This is a genomic window from Pseudomonas saxonica (assembly GCF_007858365.1).
Taxonomy (GTDB): Bacteria; Pseudomonadota; Gammaproteobacteria; order Pseudomonadales; family Pseudomonadaceae; genus Aquipseudomonas; species Aquipseudomonas saxonica.
Window position 1 is genome coordinate 61,587 of the sequence record NZ_VFIO01000014.1, and the last position, 20,160, is coordinate 81,746.

16 protein-coding genes are annotated in these 20,160 nt (G+C 58.0%); 5 read left to right on the top strand and 11 right to left on the bottom strand.

The genetic code is table 11. The features are described from left to right. Positions 1-92: 92 nt before the first annotated feature. The 4 genes from cobW (at position 93) to FJD38_RS22460 (ending at position 6,760) form a co-directional block, all read left to right on the top strand. On the top strand, positions 93-1,163 hold the full coding sequence (cobW, locus tag FJD38_RS22445) for a cobalamin biosynthesis protein CobW (protein WP_146387646.1): 1,071 nt from the start codon (positions 93-95) through the stop codon (positions 1,161-1,163). 3 nt (positions 1,164-1,166) lie between these two features. Further along, positions 1,167-4,937, top strand: coding sequence for a cobaltochelatase subunit CobN (gene cobN, locus FJD38_RS22450; RefSeq protein ID WP_146387648.1), 3,771 nt, complete (start codon positions 1,167-1,169; stop codon positions 4,935-4,937). 150 nt (positions 4,938-5,087) lie between these two features. Then, a complete protein-coding gene (locus tag FJD38_RS22455; RefSeq protein WP_146387650.1) occupies positions 5,088-6,095 on the top strand; it encodes a magnesium chelatase ATPase subunit I in 1,008 nt (335 codons plus the stop codon). Between the two features lie 110 nt (positions 6,096-6,205). Then, positions 6,206-6,760 carry a vWA domain-containing protein gene (locus FJD38_RS22460; RefSeq protein ID WP_244302792.1) on the top strand — a complete coding sequence of 185 codons (555 nt, stop codon included), beginning with the start codon at positions 6,206-6,208 and terminating at the stop codon, positions 6,758-6,760. Between the two features lie 38 nt (positions 6,761-6,798). On the opposite strand, the gene FJD38_RS22465 is transcribed toward FJD38_RS22460, so the two are convergent. After that, the gene (locus FJD38_RS22465; protein ID WP_122782126.1) at positions 6,799-7,065 is read right to left on the bottom strand and encodes a hypothetical protein; all 267 of its coding nucleotides are present in this window, start codon (positions 7,063-7,065) and stop codon (positions 6,799-6,801) included. A gap of 325 nt (positions 7,066-7,390) precedes the next feature. On the opposite strand from FJD38_RS22465, the gene FJD38_RS22470 reads away from it, so the two are divergent. Beyond that, the gene (locus FJD38_RS22470) at positions 7,391-8,713 is read left to right on the top strand and encodes a sigma-54-dependent transcriptional regulator (protein ID WP_146387654.1); all 1,323 of its coding nucleotides are present in this window, start codon (positions 7,391-7,393) and stop codon (positions 8,711-8,713) included. Positions 8,714-8,720: 7 nt separating this feature from the next. On the opposite strand, the gene FJD38_RS22475 is transcribed toward FJD38_RS22470, so the two are convergent. From FJD38_RS22475 to arnC, 10 genes are all read right to left on the bottom strand, one after another. Next, entirely contained in the window at positions 8,721-9,248 is a 528-nt protein-coding gene (locus FJD38_RS22475; protein WP_146387656.1) for an AAA family ATPase, read from the bottom strand. Next, complete coding sequence (pnuC, locus tag FJD38_RS22480; protein ID WP_146387658.1) at positions 9,245-9,808, bottom strand: nicotinamide riboside transporter PnuC; 564 nt, start codon at positions 9,806-9,808, stop codon at positions 9,245-9,247. The genes FJD38_RS22475 and pnuC overlap by 4 nt, the downstream gene beginning before the upstream one ends. 88 nt (positions 9,809-9,896) lie before the next feature. Beyond that, positions 9,897-11,504: an ArnT family glycosyltransferase gene (locus tag FJD38_RS22485; RefSeq protein ID WP_146387660.1), complete on the bottom strand. Its 1,608-nt coding sequence runs from the start codon at positions 11,502-11,504 to the stop codon at positions 9,897-9,899. 16 nt (positions 11,505-11,520) lie between these two features. Next, positions 11,521-12,900 (bottom strand): UDP-glucose dehydrogenase family protein, encoded by a 1,380-nt coding sequence (locus FJD38_RS22490; RefSeq protein WP_122782118.1) that lies wholly within the window; start codon positions 12,898-12,900, stop codon positions 11,521-11,523. Further along, positions 12,897-13,304 carry a 4-amino-4-deoxy-L-arabinose-phosphoundecaprenol flippase subunit ArnF gene (gene arnF / locus FJD38_RS22495; protein WP_146387662.1) on the bottom strand — a complete coding sequence of 136 codons (408 nt, stop codon included), beginning with the start codon at positions 13,302-13,304 and terminating at the stop codon, positions 12,897-12,899. Before arnF ends, FJD38_RS22490 begins: the two co-directional genes overlap by 4 nt. Next, a complete protein-coding gene (arnE, locus tag FJD38_RS22500) occupies positions 13,301-13,645 on the bottom strand; it encodes a 4-amino-4-deoxy-L-arabinose-phosphoundecaprenol flippase subunit ArnE (RefSeq protein WP_122782116.1) in 345 nt (114 codons plus the stop codon). Before arnE ends, arnF begins: the two co-directional genes overlap by 4 nt. Then, positions 13,642-15,291 carry a lipid IV(A) 4-amino-4-deoxy-L-arabinosyltransferase gene (arnT, locus tag FJD38_RS22505; RefSeq protein ID WP_146387664.1) on the bottom strand — a complete coding sequence of 550 codons (1,650 nt, stop codon included), beginning with the start codon at positions 15,289-15,291 and terminating at the stop codon, positions 13,642-13,644. Before arnT ends, arnE begins: the two co-directional genes overlap by 4 nt. Then, the gene (arnD, locus tag FJD38_RS22510) at positions 15,288-16,172 is read right to left on the bottom strand and encodes a 4-deoxy-4-formamido-L-arabinose-phosphoundecaprenol deformylase (protein WP_146387666.1); all 885 of its coding nucleotides are present in this window, start codon (positions 16,170-16,172) and stop codon (positions 15,288-15,290) included. Before arnD ends, arnT begins: the two co-directional genes overlap by 4 nt. Next, positions 16,172-18,163 carry a bifunctional UDP-4-amino-4-deoxy-L-arabinose formyltransferase/UDP-glucuronic acid oxidase ArnA gene (gene arnA, locus FJD38_RS22515; RefSeq protein WP_146387668.1) on the bottom strand — a complete coding sequence of 664 codons (1,992 nt, stop codon included), beginning with the start codon at positions 18,161-18,163 and terminating at the stop codon, positions 16,172-16,174. The genes arnD and arnA overlap by 1 nt, the downstream gene beginning before the upstream one ends. Beyond that, positions 18,160-19,173 (bottom strand): undecaprenyl-phosphate 4-deoxy-4-formamido-L-arabinose transferase, encoded by a 1,014-nt coding sequence (arnC, locus tag FJD38_RS22520; protein ID WP_122782112.1) that lies wholly within the window; start codon positions 19,171-19,173, stop codon positions 18,160-18,162. The genes arnA and arnC overlap by 4 nt, the downstream gene beginning before the upstream one ends. Positions 19,174-20,160: the final 987 nt, after the last annotated feature.

Here is a 20,160-nt window from a genome sequence, read left to right on the forward strand (position 1 = left end):
TCAACCGGGCGGGGTGATCCGGTGGCGAAAACCCGTGTGCCCAGGCCCGCGATGTCGTCCCGTATGCCCGCCGCTTTGCCAAAGGGCATCCGATGAAAACACTGGCCAAAACTCCCGTCACGATCGTCACCGGCTTTCTCGGCTCGGGCAAAACCACGTTGCTGCGCCATATGCTGGACAACGCTCAAGGCCGTCGCATTGCCGTGATCGTCAATGAATTCGGCGAGTTGGGCATCGACGGTGAAATCCTCAAGCAATGCTCCATCGGTTGTACCGAAGAAGAGGCCAACGGTCGGGTCTATGAACTGGCCAACGGTTGCTTGTGCTGCACCGTGCAGGAAGAGTTCTTCCCGGTGATGCGCGAGCTAGTAGCCCGCCGTGGGGATATCGACCATATCCTGATCGAAACCTCTGGCCTGGCCCTGCCTAAACCTTTGGTGCAAGCCTTCCAGTGGCCGGAAATCCGCAGCGCCTGCACGGTAGATGCCGTGATCACCGTGGTCGACAGCCCGGCCGTGGCGGCCGGTACATTCGCGGCCTTCCCGGATCAAGTCGATGCCCAGCGCAAACTTGACCCAAATCTTGACCACGAATCGCCTCTGCACGAACTGTTTGCTGACCAACTGGCCAGCGCTGACCTGGTGATCCTCAACAAGGCTGATCTGATCAGCCCTGAAGACCTGGCCAAGGTGCGCGCCGAAGTCGCTGAAGAACTGCCACCGGCGGTGAAAATCATTGAGGCCAGCAGCGGTCGCTTGCCACTGGATGTGTTGCTGGGGCTGGGCGCGGGTTCTGAAGACCATATTGATGGCCGTCACAGCCACCATGACCATCATCACGATGGCGATGATGACCACGACGATCACGACCACGATGCGTTTGATTCCATCTCCATCGAACTGCCGCAAGCCGAAGAGCGCCTGTTGATGGACGCCTTGACCGCGCTGGTGGTTAAGCACGGCATTCTGCGGGTCAAGGGTTTCGCCGCGATCCCGGGCAAGCCGATGCGGTTGCTGATTCAGGGCGTGGGCACACGTTTTGACAAACACTTCGATCGTGCCTGGGGCGCCGATGAGGCGCGCAACACCAAGCTGGTATTGATCGGTCAAGACCTTGACGCCGCATTGCTCGAATCCACCTTGCGTACAGCGTTGAGCGTATAAGCCATGCATTTGCTCAGGACTCAGCCCGGTGGCTTTGTATCGGACGATAACATTGCCGATTTAGGCCAGACACCCGCCGAGCTGGTGATCCTGTGCAGTGGCGATTCAAGCCTGGCACTGCTGGCCGAAGCGGCGCAGCAGTTGCCTGAAGATTATCCAAGCCTGCGTTTGGCCAACCCCATGCAGGTGCAAAACCATGCATCGGTCGACCTTTATGTCGATCAGGTGCTGCAACACGCCAAGGTGATACTGCTGTCATTGCACGGTGGTATTGGCTACTGGCGCTATGGCATTGAGCGCCTCGTGCAGCTGGCGGAACGCGGCGTCACGTTGATTCTGGTACCGGGCGATGATCGCCCCGACCCGGAACTCAGCGGTCTGAGCACCGTGCCGGCGGAACAGGGCGAACGGCTTTGGCATTTTCTGCGTCAGGGCGGGCGGCACAACGCGTTGCAACTCTATCGCTGCCTGGCCAGCCAATGGTTGGGGCGTGACTATACGTGGGACGAACCACAGACCCTGCCGCGTACCGCGATCTACCACCCGGCCCATTCCAGCCCGCAGCTCACCCATTGGCAAGCCGACTGGCTGGGCGGGCAACCCGTGGCCGCAGTGTTGTTCTATCGCTCTCACTTGCAAGCGGCCAACACCGCGTTTGTCGACGTGTTTTGCCAGCGTTTGCAGGCAGCGGGACTCAATCCCCTGCCAATTGCTGTCGCCAGCCTCAAAGAACCGGGCTGTTTGGCCGTGGTCCAGGACCTGCTGGATGAGGTGGACGCGGGCGTCATTCTGAATACCACCGGCTTTGCGCAGTCCAGCCCGGAGGCGCCGCACCTGCGTCCGTTCCGGCGCAATATTCCGGTGATTCAAGCCATTTGCGCTCAGGATAACGAACCCGGCTGGCGTGGCAGTGAGCAGGGCCTCGGCCCCCGAGACTTGGCCATGCACATTGCGCTGCCTGAGCTGGACGGGCGGATCATCAGCCGCCCGATCAGCTTCAAGGATTTGGCCTGGCGCAGTGAGCGCAGTCAGTCGGACGTGGTGTGCTATCGAGCGCAACCGGAACGCATGGATTTTGTCGCTGAACTGGCGCGGCGCTGGGTCGAGCTGGCCCGGGTGGCCAATGCAGACAAGCGCATCGCCCTGATTCTGGCCAATTACCCGACCCGTGATGGCCGCATTGGCAATGGCGTCGGTCTGGACACGCCAGCCGCAGCACTGAATATCTTGCGGGCATTGCAAATGGAAGGTTACCCGCTTGATTGCCCGTTGCCAGACAGCGGCACCGAGTTGATAGCGCAGTTGCTGGGTGGGGTAAGCAACGATCTGGACAACCTCGATCTGCGTCCGTGCCTGCAAAGTCTGGGGCTTGATGAGTACCAGGCGATGTTTAATGCCTTGCCCGAGGCCAATCGGCAGGCGGTGACCGAGCGTTGGGGTGAGCCGCACAAGGATCCGATGTTCCGGAACGGGCGCATAATGATTGCCGGTCTGCGTTTTGGACTGACTTTTGTCGGAATTCAACCGGCACGGGGGTATCAGGTCGATGCCAGCGCGGTGTATCACGATCCGGATCTGGTGCCGCCGCATGCTTATCTGGCGTTTTATTTCTGGTTGCGTCACACCTACGGCGCTCATGCAGTGGTGCATGTGGGTAAGCACGGCAATCTCGAATGGTTGCCGGGCAAGGGCGTCGGGTTGTCTGAGCACTGTTGGCCGGACGCAATCCTTGGGCCGATGCCCAACGTTTATCCGTTTATCGTCAACGACCCCGGCGAAGGTGCGCAAGCCAAGCGGCGCACGCAAGCGGTGATTATCGATCACTTGATGCCGCCACTGACCCGGGCTGAAACCTACGGGCCGTTGCGTGACCTTGAACTGCTGGCCGACGAATATTACGAAGCACAACTGCTGGACCCGCGCCGTGCCCGTGAATTGCAGCGCGATATTCTCAATCTGGTGCGTGAAACCCGAATCGACCGCGAGCTGCAACTTGACGAACAACTCGACAGTGACGCCGATGCGGCCATCTGGCTGCCTCGGCTGGACACCTATTTGTGTGATCTCAAGGAATCACAAATCCGTGACGGTCTGCACATCTTCGGTGAATCACCTGCCGGGCGTTTGCGCATAGACACCTTGCTGGCCCTGTTGCGTATTCCGCGGGGTGATGGCCGGGGAGCGCAGTCGAGTGTATTGCGAGCGCTGGCCAAAGCCTTTGAACTGGGCTTTGACCCGCTTGACTGTGCGTTGGCCGAACCCTGGACAGCGCGACAACCACCCGAGCTGCAAGCCGTTTGCGACTCGTTGTGGCGCACCGCCGGGGATTGCCGTGAACGCCTTGAGTTGTACGCCGCGCAGTTGATCGAACAAGCGTTGCTGGGAGAACTGCAACTTCCTGACAGCGATGAGTGGGCGGATGTTCGCTCGATTTTTGACGCTTTGCTGACAGTGGTTGCACCTCGTCTGGATGCCTGCGGCCCGGCGGAAATGCAGGGTTTGCTGGATGCCTTGAGCGGCCGTTTTGTGCCTGCGGGCCCTAGCGGTGCGCCCAGTCGCGGGCGGCTCGACGTATTGCCCACCGGGCGTAACTTCTTTTCTGTGGACGTGCGCAATTTGCCCACGACCACGGCCTGGCGGATTGGCTTTCAGTCGGCCAACCTGATTCTCGAACGCCATTTGCAGGATCACGGCGACCACCTGCGCCAGCTCGGCCTGTCGGTGTGGGGCACTGCAACCATGCGCACCGGCGGCGATGATATCGCTCAGGCGATGGCCTTGATGGGCGTACGCCCGGTGTGGGCGACGGGCAGTCAACGGGTCGATGACTTCGAGATCTTGCCGGTCAGCTTGCTGGATCGACCGCGAGTGGATGTGACCTTGCGCGTGTCCGGGTTCTTCAGGGACGCGTTTGCCAATCTGATCCGTTTGTTCGATGCCGCGGTGCAAGCGGTGGCAGCGCTGGATGAACCGGACGAGCTGAACCCGCTGGCGGCGAAAGTACGCAGCGAGCGTGCGCAACTTGAACGCGAAGGACTGAGCCCGGAACTGGCAGCACGTCAGGCCGGATGGCGCATTTTCGGGGCAAAACCCGGTGCCTATGGCGCGGGCGTGCAAAACGCAATTGATGGTCGGTTGTGGCAGAGTCGAGATGACCTTGCCGAGGTGTATCTGAACTGGGGCGGGTATGCCTATGGCGCCAGTGATGAAGGCACCGCCGCCCGTGGCCAGTTTGCTCAGCGCCTGAGCCAGGTGCAGGCCGTGGTACAAAATCAGGACAACCGTGAGCATGACTTGCTCGACTCCAACGATTACTACCAGTTTCAGGGTGGCATGCTGGCAGCGGTCGAAAGCTTGAGCGGTGAACAGGCGGCCAGCTATCACGGCGATCACAGCCAGCCGGACTTGCCCAAAATCCGTACGCTGAAAGAAGAATTGAACCGGGTGATTCGTTCAAGGGCGGCCAATCCCAAGTGGATTGACGGGGTTAAGCGCCACGGCTACAAAGGCGCCTTTGAAATGGCGGTGACGCTGGACAACCTGTTTGCCTTTGATGCCACCACCCATTTGATCGATGACCACCAATACGCGTTGCTGGCCGATGCCTATTTGCTCGATCCGCAAACGCGTGAGTTTGTTCAGCAGCACAACCCGCATGCGTTGCGTGACATGACTGAACGAATGCTCGAAGCCCAGCAGCGTGGACTGTGGAGTGAGCCGGGGGAGTATAAAGAGGCGCTGGAGAATCTTTTGCTCGATATAGAGGAAGATTGAGGTTACGGCCGGCCCTCACCCTAGCCCTCTCCCAGAGGGAGAGGGGACTGACCTAGCATACATCTTCAATATTCCCCCATCGGTTCCCTCTCCCTCCGGGAGAGGGCTAGGGTGAGGGGAGGCGATTTAAACCATTTTCGGAACATCCAAATGACTGACATCCCGCATTTCCCGTTATCCGCGGTAGTCGGCGCCGACGATTTAAAGCTTGCGCTGTGCTTGACCGCGATTGACCCGAAAATCGGCGGTGTGCTGATTGAGGGGCCGCGCGGCATGGCCAAGTCCACGCTGGCCAGAGGCCTCGCAGACTTACTCGCCAGCGGCCAGTTCGTCACCTTGCCCCTGGGGGCAACCGAAGAGCGCTTGATTGGCACCCTTGATCTGGACGCAGCGCTTGGCCAAGGCAAAGCGCAGTTCTCTCCTGGCGTGCTGGCCAAAGCAGACGGCGGCGTGCTGTATGTCGATGAAGTCAACTTGCTGGCTGACCATCTGGTTGATCTGCTGCTGGATGTAGCCGCCAGCGGCACAAACGTGGTCGAACGCGATGGCATTTCACATCGCCATACGGCGCGCTTTGTCTTGATTGGCACCATGAACCCTGAAGAAGGCGAGCTGCGCCCACAACTGTTGGACCGTTTTGGCCTTAACGTCGCCATGATCGGGCAGCCGCCACCGGCGGAACGTGCCGCTATCATTCGCCGTCGTTTGCAGTTTGATGCCGACCCGCACGCCTTTTGCGCACAGTGGGCGTCCGAGCAAGCCGCGTTGGCTGAACGCTGCCAGCAAGCACGTGAACGTTTACAAGGCATCGAACTGGATGAGCAATCGTTGGCGTTGATTACCGAGCGGTGCTTCGCGGCAGGCGTAGACGGCATGCGTGCTGATCTGGTCTGGTTGCGGGCCGCTCGCGCCCATGCAGCCTGGCGGGGGGCACAGACAATCACTGAAGACGATATTGAGGCGGTCGCCGAGTTCGCCTTGCGTCATCGCCGCCGCGAAAACAGCAGGCCAGCAGCGCCAGCTGAACAGCCGCAATCGCCTCCACCGGCTACCGGCACCTCATCAGCATCGGGGCAAGGTCAGTGGGGCGAAATGCCCGCGCAACCGCAAAATATGGGCGTGCGACGTGAAGTGCCGAGCTGGCCAAAAAAGCCGTAGGCATTCGTCCTCACCCCCGTGTGGGGGCGGATGCCAAACCCCGGGCGGGTCAACATTCTCACGGCAAGCTGGGGGCCAGCCGCAGTGCTGGCGAAGGCGCCGTCGACTGGGTGCAGACTTTGCTGCGCGGACGCCCGCGTCAGGTGGACGATCTGGCGTTCAAAACCCGTAAAAGCGCCGCGCAAGAATTATGGGTCGTGGTGGTTGATGCTTCGGCCTCAACCCGTCGTCATCAGGCATTGATCGATGCCAAGGGCTTGTTGGTGCAGTTGTTTGAGGACGCTTATCGTCAACGCGTACGCGTGGCGGTGTTGCAAGCCAGTGGCAACAGCCCGCAATGGCAGGTCAGCGGCGCGAAGGCATCGAAAATGCTGGGCGACTGGCTCACCACGCTAGGCGCCGGTGGCGGTACGCCGTTGTTGCAAGCGCTGGAAGATGTAGCGGGGTGGTTGAGGTTGCGCCGCAAGCAGTTACCGCAAGAACAGCAGCGCTTTTTGCTGGTGACCGACGGGCGTTTGAAAGCGTGGACGACACTGCCGGTGTTGGAGTGTCCAGGGCTTTTGATCGATATCGAGCGGGGGCCGATACGGCTGGGAAAATCGCGGCAGATGGCCACTGAACTGGCGATTGATTACCTGCACATCGATGAAACAGTGTCCTGCTAGAAGCGAACCTTGCTCGCTGCCAGCAGGACAAATCAGCATCACGCCGGCATGACCCAAGGTTGCAAGGTATAGCCTTCATTGCTCAGCTCGTTGCGGGCTTGAGTCAACAAATCTTCCAGTTGGGCGGCATCGGCGCAGGCACTGCGCGGAATTTGTTTGCGGCCAATGCGGTTACTGATGCGGTCAATGACCGTCAGGCTCAATTCACCGTGGCCATCCTGGGCAGCCCAGGCGACGCATTGAAAAGGTTCAAAGGCGTGGCCGGCAATCAAAAGTGCTTCGTTGAAACGGAGCGGGGCGTTCATAGGGTGTGCTCTCAAGTGTGCCCATCAAGTGATTAACCGCAGGTTGGGCGTTCCTTGCGGTTGGTTACTTGTACTGATGACTCCAGACCGTACTCAGGTCACACACTTTCTGATTTTTTTTAAAGCGTTCTGCTTGAGGGTGATTTAAATCAATTTTTTTATGGGGCCTCGAATCATGGGCTCGGATTTTATGCACCTTTCAATTCGCTATAACGCTTATAAATATTTAATCCAAGAAAGTGTCAATATTTTGCTACTGTTAAGATTGCTGTCAGCAAGATGCTGATTTAAATAATCTTTTATTTTTTGGCGCCAAGGAAATGACATGCTCGCAACGCCCTCTTCGCGCCGACTGTTAGTCATTGATCCTCATAAAGAATGTCACAACATAATGCCCGAATTGCAATCACTGGGCTGGGAGATGGAATTTGCCAGCTTGGCCACCGCAAATGATCATTCTTGTGACGTGGGTTTAATCCGGCTTGAGCCCCTGCACCTGATACGACCCGAAGCCGTCAAAGAAATGATCAGACTCAGCGGCATCGAATGGATTGCGGTGGTCAGCCCTGATGATCTGGCAATCAGCAATGTAGGCAACTTCGTATGTGAATGGTTTTATGATTTTCACACCTTGCCTTTTGATGTGCAGAGGTTGGCGGTTACCCTCGGCCGAACCAGCGGCATGGTGCACCTGCGCACTCAGAGCGCGCCCCCGGTCAACATCCCCGACCATCAGTTACTCGGTGAAAGCCACGCGATGCAGGACTTGCGCACGCTGTTGGGTAAATACGCCAGCGCTGAGTCCCCTGTATTGATTGAAGGGGAAACAGGCACCGGCAAAAAACGTGTGGCCTTGACCTTGCATCATCAATCCCGACGCCATGATCAGCCGTTTGTCGCCATCAACTGCGCGGTGGTGCCACAACACCTGCTTGAGACGCAACTGTTCGGCCATGACGCAGGGCCGTTCAGTGGCCTGGCGCGCAAGATCGGGCTGATCGAAGCCGCCAATGGCGGCACGTTGTTCCTCGACGAAATTGATGAGTTGACCCCGGAGCTGCAATCCAGCTTGTGGCGCTTTTTGCTTGAAAAACAGATTTGGCGGGTGGGCAGCAACCATCCGATCCCTATTGATGTGCGTGTGTTGGCAGCGACCTCTGCAGACCTGGAAGCTGAAATCAACAACGGTCGTTTTCGGGCCGATTTGTACTATCGGCTCAATGTGTTACAGGTGAAGGTCGCGCCATTGCGTGACCGGCATGGCGATCTGGAGATTCTGGCTAACCATTTCTCCCGTTTTTACAGTCTGGAGGTAGGCCGCCGCCCACGTACCTTCAGTAAGGACGCATTAATGGCAATGGGCATCCACGACTGGCCGGGCAACGTCAGAGAATTGGCAAATCGGGTGCGTCAGGGGCTGGCACAGGCGCAAGGACGGCAGATTGAGGCTGCCGATCTGGGGTTGGCCTGCACCCAGCAATCCACAGAATCAATCGGTACGCTTGCCGATTACAAAGACCGGGCCGAGCGTCAGGCCTTGTGCGATGTATTGCATCGCTACAGCCGCAACTTGAGCATGGCGGCCAAGGTGCTGGGCGTGTCACGACCGACGTTTTATCGCTTGCTGCATAAGCATCAGATTCGCTGACAGGCCTTCATTCGGCCCTGAGCAATTTCTCAACTGCCGCGCAGGCGCTGAGTTGACGAGCCTGCCAATCCCCGGTGATCACTGACAACGGTTGTTGGTGCTCACTCAGCCATTGATAGCTGTCGTTGAAGAACTTCTGTCGTTCAGCCAGCGAGGGCTGACAGCGCTGGCCATCCGCTGTCCATTCCACGCCTTCGGGCGAGAGCAGCAAGTGCAGGTCGTAATGGCGCTTGAGCAGTTCAGGTTCAAGCCAGTCCGGGCAGTTGCCAAACAGGGTCTGGCTCCACAGAATGTTGCTCAGCAGGTGCGTGTCCAGAATCAGCAATTCGGGTTGTTGGGCGCGGGCGTCATCTTCCCATTGCAGTTGCCCGCGAGCGATTTCAGGAATATCCGCAAGGCAGGTGTCGCGGGGGTTCTGTTCGATAAAGTAGCGCACGTATTCGCCGACCAGAATGCCCCCGAAGCGCTGTTGCAACAACGCTGACAGCCAACTTTTGCCGCTCGATTCCGGCCCCGCCAGTACGACCACCTTCATGTGCGTAGCGCCAGATCGCGCTGCCAGTCACGCCAGCCGGCAATTGCTATGGCGGTAAACAAGCCGTAGAGGGCGGCCGTCAGGTACAGATCCTGGTACGCATAAAAGCCCATGTACAGCACGTCGAGCACGCACCACAGTGCCCAGCACTGCAGGCGCTTTTGCGCCATCCAGAGTTGGGCCACCAGACTGAACGCGGTGAGCGTCGCATCCGGCCAGGGGAAGTCAGAATCAGTCCAGTGGGCCATTGCAGAACCCAGTCCAAGGCTGATCACCGCGCCTGCCGCCAGCCCCAGCAAGACTTGCCAATGGCTCAGCCGTGAGACCATACGGCCTTGATGCTGCGCACCTGCCTTTGTCCATTGCCACCAGCCATAGACTTGCAGTACGGCAAAAAAAACCTGCAACAGCATGCTCGAATACAACTTGATGTCGAAAAAAATCCAGCTGTAGAGCAGCACCATTACCAGCCCGATCGGCCAGCACCAGGGGTTTTGCTTGACTGTTAACCACACGGCTACAACGCCGAGTACGGCGGCAAACAGTTCGAGCCCTGACATGGGTATTCCTTAGGTGAAGGAGGAGGGCGCAGAGTGTACCTGCTGTCGTTGCTCAGGCGTCAAGGCTGTGAGGGTGAACCACTACTTTTTAAGGCACATAGAGCAACACGTAGTCATTTTTGTCGAAGCGACCGCTCAACGTCGGTGCGCTATCGCCTGCTGGAGTGCCTTGCAGTTGCACATAGTCTTTGCGATCCATCACCACCCAAACCGGTTTGCCTACGTTTTGCAGTTCTACCGCTGACTGTGTAAACACAGGCATGAGGTCCCGGTTCAGGTTAACCATAAACTTGATCGCCTTGGCGTCCTTGCCCATGCCATGCAGCACCAGTGGCGCAGGCGTCTGGTCAATCATGCGCATGGCATTGTCGGTGAAGGTGCGGGTGTCGTAGAGGTCGCGCTCAACAGGTTCGAACACCAGAATAAAACTGGCCCAAAGCGCCATGACCGCACAGGCCGCCAATCCGGCAGGTCGCCACTGCGGTTTGAACAGCAGCGAAAGCGCAACGGCCTGTAAAACCCCCAGCATGACGAACAGCAGGGTCAGTGAAGGCAAAGGTTGATCGACGCGTTTTCGCGCCAACATGAGGCCCACCATCAACAACGCCGGCACGAGCAGAAAAATGCATTGCATGAGGCCCCGCAACCCGGCAAACGCGCGCCCCTGTACACCTGCGAATGGATAGGCCGCAATGATCGCCGCCATTGGCAACATGGGTAGCAGATAGCGGGCTTTTTTTGCCTGAGGTATCGACAGGCCGATCATCACCACCAAACCTGCGCCGAGGCAGTAAATGACCAATTTCAAGCCGGGCCCGGACAGTGCGCGTCTGTTCATCAGGAGCGCAATCAAGCCCAGCACCGCCAGTGGATAGGCCAGGGCATAGTTGCCCAAGGAGCTGGTGAAGTAGTAGAGCGAACCGCTCGCGCCTTCAGTGCCGTCGAGCCGCCCGGTGACTTGCATGCGGATCACTTCGTGGACGAACCCTTGGCCACCACTGACCCAGGCCAGCAGCAATAGCGCCCCGATACACAACACCAGCAACAGCAATGCTTGCAGACCGACACTGAGCAGGCGGCGCCATTGGCCGCCGAGCAGGTAGTAACTGCACAGCATGCCAGTGGGAATCACCAGCCCGATGGGGCCACGGATGGCAAACCCCAATACCAGTAAGGCCAGTAAACCAGCATGCCGACGGGGGGCACCAAAGTGGTCGTGGGCGTAGGCCAGGTAAAACGCGGCCAGGCTGACCGCCGCGAGCATCTGGTCCAGCGACACGGCACGGGTTTCAGTGATGAAGGTCATGCTCAACAGCAACATCGCCACGCTGGTCAGCGCCCACGTCCGTGACTGTGGCGCGACCAGGCGATAAATCAAGGTCACGATGACGGCCCCGGCAATAGCCGTAGGCAGCCACGCGGTCAGGCTGCTGACCTCGCCGAAGAGCAAGGACAGCAACCAGGTGAATAGCGTCGAAGTTGCACTGTAGTCCGCATAAGGCTGGCCATAGGTGGTGGGGAAGAAGCCCGGCCCGTGACGCAGCATTTCTTTGGCGAACAACACAAAACGTGAATCAAAGCCGATGGCCGCCTGATGCGGGTCGCCCAAGATAAACAACACAAGTGCCAGCCCCCCTAACAGCAGGGACTGGCGACGCACGCTTCGCAGAGCGTCAGGTGAAGTGATGACCTGCATTGCGTGCTTCTCCGGCTTACAAAACGCTCGCGGCCAACGCTGTTGAACCTCGTGATACAGGCAGGTTGCACGATTCGCCACGGCCCATCGGGAAGTACTGCAAGCCCGCCCGAGCGACGCGTTCGCCGTCATACAGGTTGCGCCCGTCGAATATAACCGGGGTCTTGAGCCGCAATTTGATCAGGTCAAAGTCCGGCGCCTTAAACTGTTGCCACTCCGTGCAGACGATCAGTGCATCAGCACCGTTAAGCGTCGATTCTGGCGTACCCATCAAACTGAGGCGCAACTCGTCTCCGTACAGTCGCTGGGTTTCCTGCATGGCTTCGGGGTCGAATGCGCGGACGTCGGCACCCGCATCCCACAAAGCCTGCATCAATACGCGGCTCGGAGCGTCGCGCATGTCGTCTGTGTTGGGTTTGAACGCCAAGCCCCACAAGGCGAAGGTTTTACCTTTGAGCTCACCTTTGAAGAAGCTGTTGATACGGTCAAACAATTTGTGTTTTTGCCGTTCGTTGATCGCTTCGACCGCTTGCAACAAATCGCTCGAACAGTTGACTTGCTGGGCGCTATGAATCAGTGCACGCATGTCTTTGGGGAAGCACGAGCCGCCGTAGCCGCAGCCCGGATAGATAAAGTGATAACCAATGCGGGTGTCCGCACCAATGCCCAATCGCACCGCTTCAATGTCAGCGCCCAAGTGCTCGGCCAGTTCGGCGATCTGGTTGATGAAACTGATCTTGGTGGCCAGCATGCAGTTGGCGGCGTACTTGGTCAGTTCAGCACTGCGCAAGTCCATGAAGATGATGCGGTCATGGTTGCGGTTGAACGGTGCATACAAGTCGCGCATCACGTCGCGCACTTCTTCGCGGGCGCAGCCAATGATGATGCGATCAGGACGGCGGCAGTCCGTGACGGCTGAACCTTCTTTCAGAAATTCGGGGTTGGACACCACGTCAAATTGCAATGAACGACCACTGATGCTCAGGGCTTTATTGATATGCGCCGTGAGCGCATCACCGGTGCCGACAGGCACGGTGGATTTCTCCACCAGAATCAGGGGCTCTTCACGGTGACGGGCAACCGCATCACCCACCGAGTACACCGCGCTGAGGTCGGCTGAGCCGTCTTCGCTCGGCGGCGTACCGACTGCGATAAACAGCACCTGGCCATGTTCCACCGCGAGTTTTTCATCGCTGGTGAAGCGCAGGCGTTTGCTTTCGAGGTTCTCACGCACCAGGCTGGATAGACCCGGCTCAAAAATGCTGACGTGACCTTGCTGTAGCAACTCGACCTTGTTTTGATCAATGTCCATGCAAATCACATCGTGGCCGACTTCAGCCAGAACGGTCGCCTGCACCAGGCCCACATAACCACTACCAAATACACTGATTTTCATGCGCTGTTCCTGGAGCTTGGGGTACGTCGAAAGTTGATCGTAAGCACCCCTAGAATGACCAAGGTCACACCAAGGGTTTTTGAAAGCGTGAAGCTTTCGTGAAACGTCGGCAGGCTGGCGGCCAGCAAATAGACCAGTGCATAGCTGATGCTTAATAACGAATAAGCGCGGCCCAGCGGCAGGTCGCGCAAGGCCAGCAACCAGCACAGCATCGACAGTGCGTAAGCCGCGATAGCGGCCACGACCACCGCCAGGGCGCTCAAGGAGACATCGCCCTGACTGATTGCCGCCAACCATTGAGCCGGCTCGGGCAAGCGCGTCATGCTCCAGCGCATGCCCAGTTGAGCACTGCTGACCAGTGCGACACTGCCAGCGGCAAAGGCCAGACCTCTTGTCGAACTCATGCCTGTTGCCCCAGCAAAATCACCCCGGCAATCACCAGACCCACACCACACCAATGGCGCAGGTCGATGGTTTCTTTGAACAGGTAGCGTGCCACGAGGGTGATCAATACAAAGTTCAGGCTGAGCATCGGGTAGGCGATGCCGACTTCAAGGCGTTGTAATACCAGCAGCCATACCAGCAAGCCCAGGCCGAGGCACAGCAACGCCAGCCACAACCAGGGAGAGCGCAGTTTGTGCGCCACTCCCGAGTCGACCCCGCGCCAGCTTTCGACGGCGTACTTTTGTGCAATCTGGCCAGCGCAGGTCAGCAGGCAAGCTAATAGCAGCAACGCCAGTGTCATGGTGCACGCTGCGGGAAAATCAAAATCACCATGTTGCCTTCGTCATAGCGCTGGCCATCTTTGGGCAGCAAGTCCATTTCATGGCTTTCGTCGCTGTTCTTGACACGCATCACCACGCCCACCGGACCTTCGCGACGCGCGTTGGCCATCCATGACTCAATCTCGTCCAGGCCCAGGCTTTTGCCTTTGGCGTCGTCATAGGTCAGACCGTATTTGACTTCACCTTGAGTGTTGTAGAGCGTCACATCCGGACGGCGCAGACGCCATGACAGGGCAGAGGCGGCGCCCAGATCGTTACTGAGCAGGTGTTTGGCCCCTGACAACGCCTGCACATGCTCAAGAATGAACTGGTCGGGCATTTTGTTGTGCACCACGCTGCTGGGCATGGCCGCCGGCAGCAGCAACACCAGAGCCCCCATGGCCACGGCAGGCGCCGCCCACATTTTCAGTGGTTTGGCGAACGTCAGCAGGCCCGTGACGATCCAGGTCAACAGCACAATCACCAAGAGGCTCAGGTGCACTGTTTCGTCTTCGTAGAAGGGCTTTTTGATTTCGAAATAAACCAGAGCCAGCAATGCGACGCCGCTCAACAACACATTGAGCAACCCGTTAAGACGCAAGGACAGCGGTTTGGCCGTTTCCACGCGTTGCATCAAGGCATGGCCCAACAGCAGTGCCAGCGGTAACAGGCACGGCATGATGTAGGTCGGTAATTTACCTTTGCTCAGGCTGAACAGGGCTAGCGGCAGTAGCAGCCACAGCAGCAGGAAGATCACCCCGCGATGACCCTTGTTATGCCATGCATCCTTAAAGGTCGCAGGCAACAGCGCCGCCCACGGCAAGCTGGAGACCACCATCAGCGGCAGATAGAACCACCACGGACGGCCATGCTGGGCATCTTCACCGGCAAATCGGCGGATATGCTCGTGCCAGAAGAAAAAGCGCCAGTAGTCAGGCTCCTGAGCGTGAACCGCGAGCACCCACGGCAACGAAACAATCGCCGCCACCAGCATGGCAAGCAGGCCGTACTTGACCAGTTCGACAAAGCGTTTTTGCCAGACCATGTAGGGCAGGGCAATCAACACTGGCAGCAGAAAGGCCAGAAAACCTTTGGTCATAAAGCCCATGCCGCAGGCAAAGCCCAGCACTGCCCAGCTGATCAGGCGACCGCGGGTGGAGGTGCTGTCCACGGCAAACCACAAGGCGGCCAAGCTCAAGTTGACCCACCAGGTGAACTGCGGATCGAGGTTTGAATACCCGGCTTGCCCGGCAATCAGGCCAAAGGTCATGTACACCAGCGCGCAAGCAAAGCTTTTACGCGGGTCGTTCCACAAACGGCGTGCCACGAGGTACGCCAGCATGACGCTGAGACCGGTAGCAATGGCCGACGCGATGCGCACGCCAAACAGGTTTTCACCAAAGATGGCCTGCCCAATAGCGATCATCCAGTAGCCGGCAATCGGCTTCTCGAAGTAACGCAGATCCATAAAGTGCGGGGTGACCCAATTACCATCAATCAGGATCTGCTGGCCAATTTGTGCATAGCGCGTTTCGTCCGGTATCCATAAACCGTGGGTGCCCAGCGGCAGCAGGTAGAACGCAATAAAAGCCAAAACCAAAAGCGGTATTGCCCAGCGCTGCGTCATGGTTGCTGCACTCCCAGCCAGCCTTCACGGCCATCCAGAACACCACGACTCAATTGCCCGGCGGGCAGGCTGTCGAGCGCTGCGGGCAGCAAGTCGCGCAAAGGGTGAAAGTGAATATCGCGGGCACGGGCCTGCGCCAGTAATTGACGGAAGTCGTTGGCCATTAGAATCCCTTCTACTTCAGCGTGAATGGTGTACGCATTCAGCTTTTGCGGGCTGAAGCGATCAAGAATGTAGGCGTTGAAGTCGGCGGCGCTGATCTGCGGCCCGACGACTTCATCGAACGTGGGTAAATCGACAGGGATTTGCGGCGCGCCCAGGCTGCCATCGGCCAACCTTGGCCGAAACAGGCTGTGCCCGCGGCAATCACTGTTATAACGAAAACCAAAGGCTTGCTTGGCCTGGACTACGCGTTCATCGGCACGCCAGCCGGCGGCGGCCGAGCACTCGACCGCCTGCCCGGTGATGTCGCTCAGGGTGTCGACGCCGCGTCGAATCTGCTCAATCAACTGCGCCTCGCTCCAGCGTCCGGCATTGGCTTGCCAGCCGTGGTGATCCCAGGCATGCAATCCCACTTCGTGGCCGGCGTCGAGGGTCTGACGCATCAAGTGCCCCAGATCCTTGCCGATCGGTTTGCCGGGCCAGGCAGTCCCGGCCAGCAAAATATCCCAGCCGTACAGGCTGGCTGCCTTGGAGCGCATCATTTTCCAGAAGAATTGGGGCTTGATCAGCCGCCATAAATGGCGGCCCATATTGTCTGGCCCCACGCTAAAGAAAAACGTGGCTTTGATCTGCGCTTCATCGAGCATGTCGAGCAGCCGGGGAACCCCTTCACGGGTTCCTCGGTAGGTGTCGACATCAATGCGTAGTCCAGCCTGCATCAGCGTTTTTCCGCGAGTTCAACCATGGCTTCGCGCAGGAAGAAATCCAGGGTTTTGGCGATGGTCTCGCTGAGCTCGATGGTCGGCGTCCAGTCGATCAGGCGACGGGCGTTTTCTACGCTTGGCTTGCGGTGGCTGACGTCTTGATAGCCAGTGCCGTAGAACGACTGGCTTTCTACATCACGGAAGCCGGCAAACGGCGGGAAGTTGTCACGCAGCGGGTGAGCCTCGAACTGACGCAGCAGCTCTTCGCCCAGTTGACGGATGCTGGCTTCGTTGTCCGGATTACCGATGTTGATAATCTGGCCGTCGCACTTGCCACCCTTGTTGTCGATGATCCGCGCCAGGGCTTCAATGCCGTCGGCCACGTCGGTGAAGCAGCGTTTTTGTTCGCCGCCGTCGACCAGACGAATTGGCGTACCTTCGACCAGGTGCAGAATCAACTGGGTAATGGCGCGCGAGCTGCCCACCCGTGCCGAATCCAGGCGGTCAAGGCGTGGCCCCATCCAGTTGAATGGGCGGAACAGGGTAAACTTCAGGCCTTTTTGCCCATAAGCCCAGATCACCCGGTCCAGCAGTTGCTTGGACACGGAGTAGATCCAGCGCTGCTTGTTGATCGGGCCAACAATCAGGTTGGAAGTGTCTTCGTCGAAGTTCTTGTCCTGGCACATGCCATACACTTCGGACGTGGATGGGAAGATCACGCGCTTGTTGTACTTGACGCAGTAGCGCACCAGCTTGAGGTTTTCTTCGAAGTCCAGTTCAAACACGCGCAGCGGGTTGCGGGTGTACTCGATAGGCGTTGCGATGGCCACCAGCGGCAAGACCACGTCGCATTTTTTGATGTGGTACTCGATCCACTCGGTGTGGATGCTGATATCACCTTCCACAAAGTGGAAGTTAGGGTGGCTGCGCAGGCGCTCAATGGCGTCGGAGCCAATGTCCAGACCGTACACTTCATACCGGTCGTCTTGCAGCAGGCGCTCGGACAGATGGTTACCGATAAAGCCGTTGACGCCCAGAATCAGCACGCGAGTGCGACGCGGCGCCCGTCCTGATTCACTGCCACGCAAACGTGAACCTTCAACCAGGCCCAGTTCGCGAGCCAATTGCGGGCCGCTGAGGAACAGGCCGTTGTCGTTGCGCTGACCGGCCGTGACCAGCAATGAATCCTGACCGCAGGCAATGCGCAGCGGGTCGCAGCTGATAACGTGCCCCGGCGCGTGCCCACCATTGCCCGCGACCACTTCGGCGCCCCAGACAATCAGTTTGTGCTCACCCACCGCGCAGAACGCGCCAGGGTAGGGTTGGGTCACGGCGCGAACCAGATTGAACAGTTCTTCGGCCGGGCGAGCCCATTGCAGCAGACCGTCTGCGGGGGTGCGACGACCAAAATAGGTGGCCTTGGACTCGTCTTGCGGGGTTTCTTTGAGTTGCCCTTCAGGCAGCAGTGGCAGGGTTTCAGCCAACAGTTTTGCGGCGGTTTCGCGCAGCTTGCCGTGCAGGGTCAACGCGGTGTCCGAGCGTTCAATGCTGATGCGTTGCTGGGCCAGAATGGCCCCTGCATCGGCGCGCTTGACCATACGGTGCAGGGTGACGCCGGTTTCGGTTTCGCCATTGACCAGCACCCAGTTCGCCGGTGCGCGGCCCCGGTAGCGTGGCAGCAACGAGCCGTGCAGGTTGAACGCGCCTTTGCTGACACTGTTGAGCAGTTCTTCGCCCAACAGGTTGCGGTAGTAGAACGAGAAGATGTAATCGGCGTTCAGCTTGCGAATACGTTCAATCCACAGCGGGTGGTTGGCGTCTTCCGGGGCATGAACGGGAATGCCTTTGCGGGCACACAGCTGGGCAACAGAACCGTAGAAGTTGTTTTCCTTGGGGTCGTCGGCATGGGTAAACACCGCAGCAATTTCATAGCCTGCATTGAGCAAGGCTTCGATGCCTGTGCAGCCAATATCGTGATAGGCAAAAACAACGGCTTTCAAACTCATGATTGAACCTGTGCGGTATTAGAAAAAGACGGGGTGTGCGTGTGTGCGGCGGGCGCTTGCGGTTCGGCGCGCACGATTTTTTCGATAAAGAAACGCGGGCGGGCCCGAACGTCGCTGTACATGCGACCGAGGTATTCACCCAGCAGCCCCATGCCGATGAATTGGCCGCCGGTGAAGACAAACAGCACTGCGAACAAGACAAAGGTGCCGTCACCTGCCCATGTCGCGCCGAAGATCAAGCGCAAGACGATCAGCAAGATGGCAAACAGACCGCCCAGTAACGCCATGCTGAAACCGATAATGCTCAGCAAGCGTAAAGGCGTGGTGGTCATGCACGTGATCAGGTCGAACATCAGATTGATCAGGCGCATGGGGCTGTATTTGGAGTCGCCGTGTTCACGCTCGGCGTGCTCTACCAACACTTCAGTGGTATGGCGGGCGAAGCTGTTGGCAAGGATCGGAATAAAAGTGCTGCGTTCGCGGCAGGCGAGCATGGCGTCGACAATGGAGCGGCGATAGGCGCGCAGCATGCAGCCGTAATCGCTCATGGCAACGCCCGTGGAGCGCTGTACAGCGAGGTTGATCAAGCGTGACGGCCAGCGGCGCCAGGCAGAATCCTGACGGTTGTTGCGCACCGTGCCGACGACGTCGTAACCCAGTGCAGCCTGAGCCACAAGCCGTGGGATTTCTTCGGGCGGGTTTTGCAAGTCGGCGTCGAGGGTAATCACCACGTCGCCTTTGGAATACTCAAAGCCGGCCATGATGGCGGCATGTTGGCCGTAGTTGCGATTGAGGATTACAGCGACTACGGGGCTGCCTTCACGGGCAGCAGCGTCTTCAAGAATCTGCGCCGATGCATCGCGGCTACCATCATCGACCAGAACGATTTCGTACGCTTGCGTCAGCTGTGCACAAGCCGCTTCGGTGCGGCGCAACAGCTCAGGCAAACTCTCTTCTTCGTTGTAGACCGGAATCACGATCGACACACACTGGATGGGGTAGGGTTTCAAAGTATTCGTTCCAGTCAATTTCAATGGCACAAGATGACTCATGTGAAAGTCGGCTTACTCAGTACGGCACAAGGCCACACTCGCATTGAGTAAAGCTTATAACTTACAAAGGTAAAGTTATCGACCTACGTTATCTACATGATTTCCCTACAGACTCTTGCAGCTTTTCGCTGAAGGAATGGCTATACGTTAAACGTAGAATTGTGAAAAGCCTATGAAAGTTAGATCAACACCGCATGTTTTCCAAACACTAGACAGGTGCTATTCAGGAATAGGTTTTACAGGGCCAAACAGTTAAAAAGTTTGTTTGGCCTGCTTTTGGCGTGAACCGTGTTTCTTACAGGGGAGGCGGGTAATGAAACAATGATGTGGGTCAATAAACCGGGTTTTCAACGTGATCGAAGCGACAGCCCCAACTTTGCGGATATGTGACGCGCATCACAGCGGCCGGGGCTGTGCAGGTTCTGTCGTCATAATCAGCGCAAGCCACAGCGCATAAAAAGCCTGTGATCCGGCTCGCGAGCTAACTTTTGATCTGGCTTGTGATCTGATTTTGATCTGATTTTGATCTGATTTTGATCTGGCTTGTGATCTGGCTTGTGATCTGGCTTGTGATCTGGCTTGTGATCTGGATTTTGATTTTGATCTTGATCTGCCGCCCCTTCGGGAGGCCGAGTGGAGGTTTCGCGGAGTGGGTCGACCGGCATGGATGCCGGGAGAGCTGCGATCGGGCCATGGATGGCCCGTCGCAGCGTGCCCACGGAGCGGAACCGGAGTGAGGGACACCTGAGCGCAGCGAGGGCCGTACGCGGGGGCAAGGACCTTTTGCTTACTTTTGGGGCTGTTTGCCAAAAGTGAGCCGCCGTAAGAGGGTGTTTACAAATAAAACGCTGATAACATGCGACCAACATCGTATTCGTGGAAGCCTGTCAGTGGCCAACATCAAAATTAGACCTGAGCACGAAGTGCTTCTGGTTCAAATAGTTA

Bases quoted from the DNA above. Each gene is read 5' to 3' on its own strand.
- FJD38_RS22455 (WP_146387650.1), top strand. From the start codon at position 5,088: ATGACTGACATCCCGCATTTCCCGTTATCCGCGGTAGTCGGCGCCGAC.
- arnF (WP_146387662.1), bottom strand. From the start codon at position 13,304: ATGAGTTCGACAAGAGGTCTGGCCTTTGCCGCTGGCAGTGTCGCACTG.
- cobN (WP_146387648.1), top strand. From the start codon at position 1,167: ATGCATTTGCTCAGGACTCAGCCCGGTGGCTTTGTATCGGACGATAAC.
- FJD38_RS22485 (WP_146387660.1), bottom strand. From the start codon at position 11,504: ATGCAGGTCATCACTTCACCTGACGCTCTGCGAAGCGTGCGTCGCCAG.
- FJD38_RS22490 (WP_122782118.1), bottom strand. From the start codon at position 12,900: ATGAAAATCAGTGTATTTGGTAGTGGTTATGTGGGCCTGGTGCAGGCG.
- pnuC (WP_146387658.1), bottom strand. From the start codon at position 9,808: ATGTCAGGGCTCGAACTGTTTGCCGCCGTACTCGGCGTTGTAGCCGTG.
- arnE (WP_122782116.1), bottom strand. From the start codon at position 13,645: ATGACACTGGCGTTGCTGCTATTAGCTTGCCTGCTGACCTGCGCTGGC.
- FJD38_RS22475 (WP_146387656.1), bottom strand. From the start codon at position 9,248: ATGAAGGTGGTCGTACTGGCGGGGCCGGAATCGAGCGGCAAAAGTTGG.
- cobW (WP_146387646.1), top strand. From the start codon at position 93: ATGAAAACACTGGCCAAAACTCCCGTCACGATCGTCACCGGCTTTCTC.
- FJD38_RS22465 (WP_122782126.1), bottom strand. From the start codon at position 7,065: ATGAACGCCCCGCTCCGTTTCAACGAAGCACTTTTGATTGCCGGCCAC.
- arnA (WP_146387668.1), bottom strand. From the start codon at position 18,163: ATGAGTTTGAAAGCCGTTGTTTTTGCCTATCACGATATTGGCTGCACA.
- arnT (WP_146387664.1), bottom strand. From the start codon at position 15,291: ATGACGCAGCGCTGGGCAATACCGCTTTTGGTTTTGGCTTTTATTGCG.
- arnD (WP_146387666.1), bottom strand. From the start codon at position 16,172: ATGCAGGCTGGACTACGCATTGATGTCGACACCTACCGAGGAACCCGT.
- FJD38_RS22470 (WP_146387654.1), top strand. From the start codon at position 7,391: ATGCTCGCAACGCCCTCTTCGCGCCGACTGTTAGTCATTGATCCTCAT.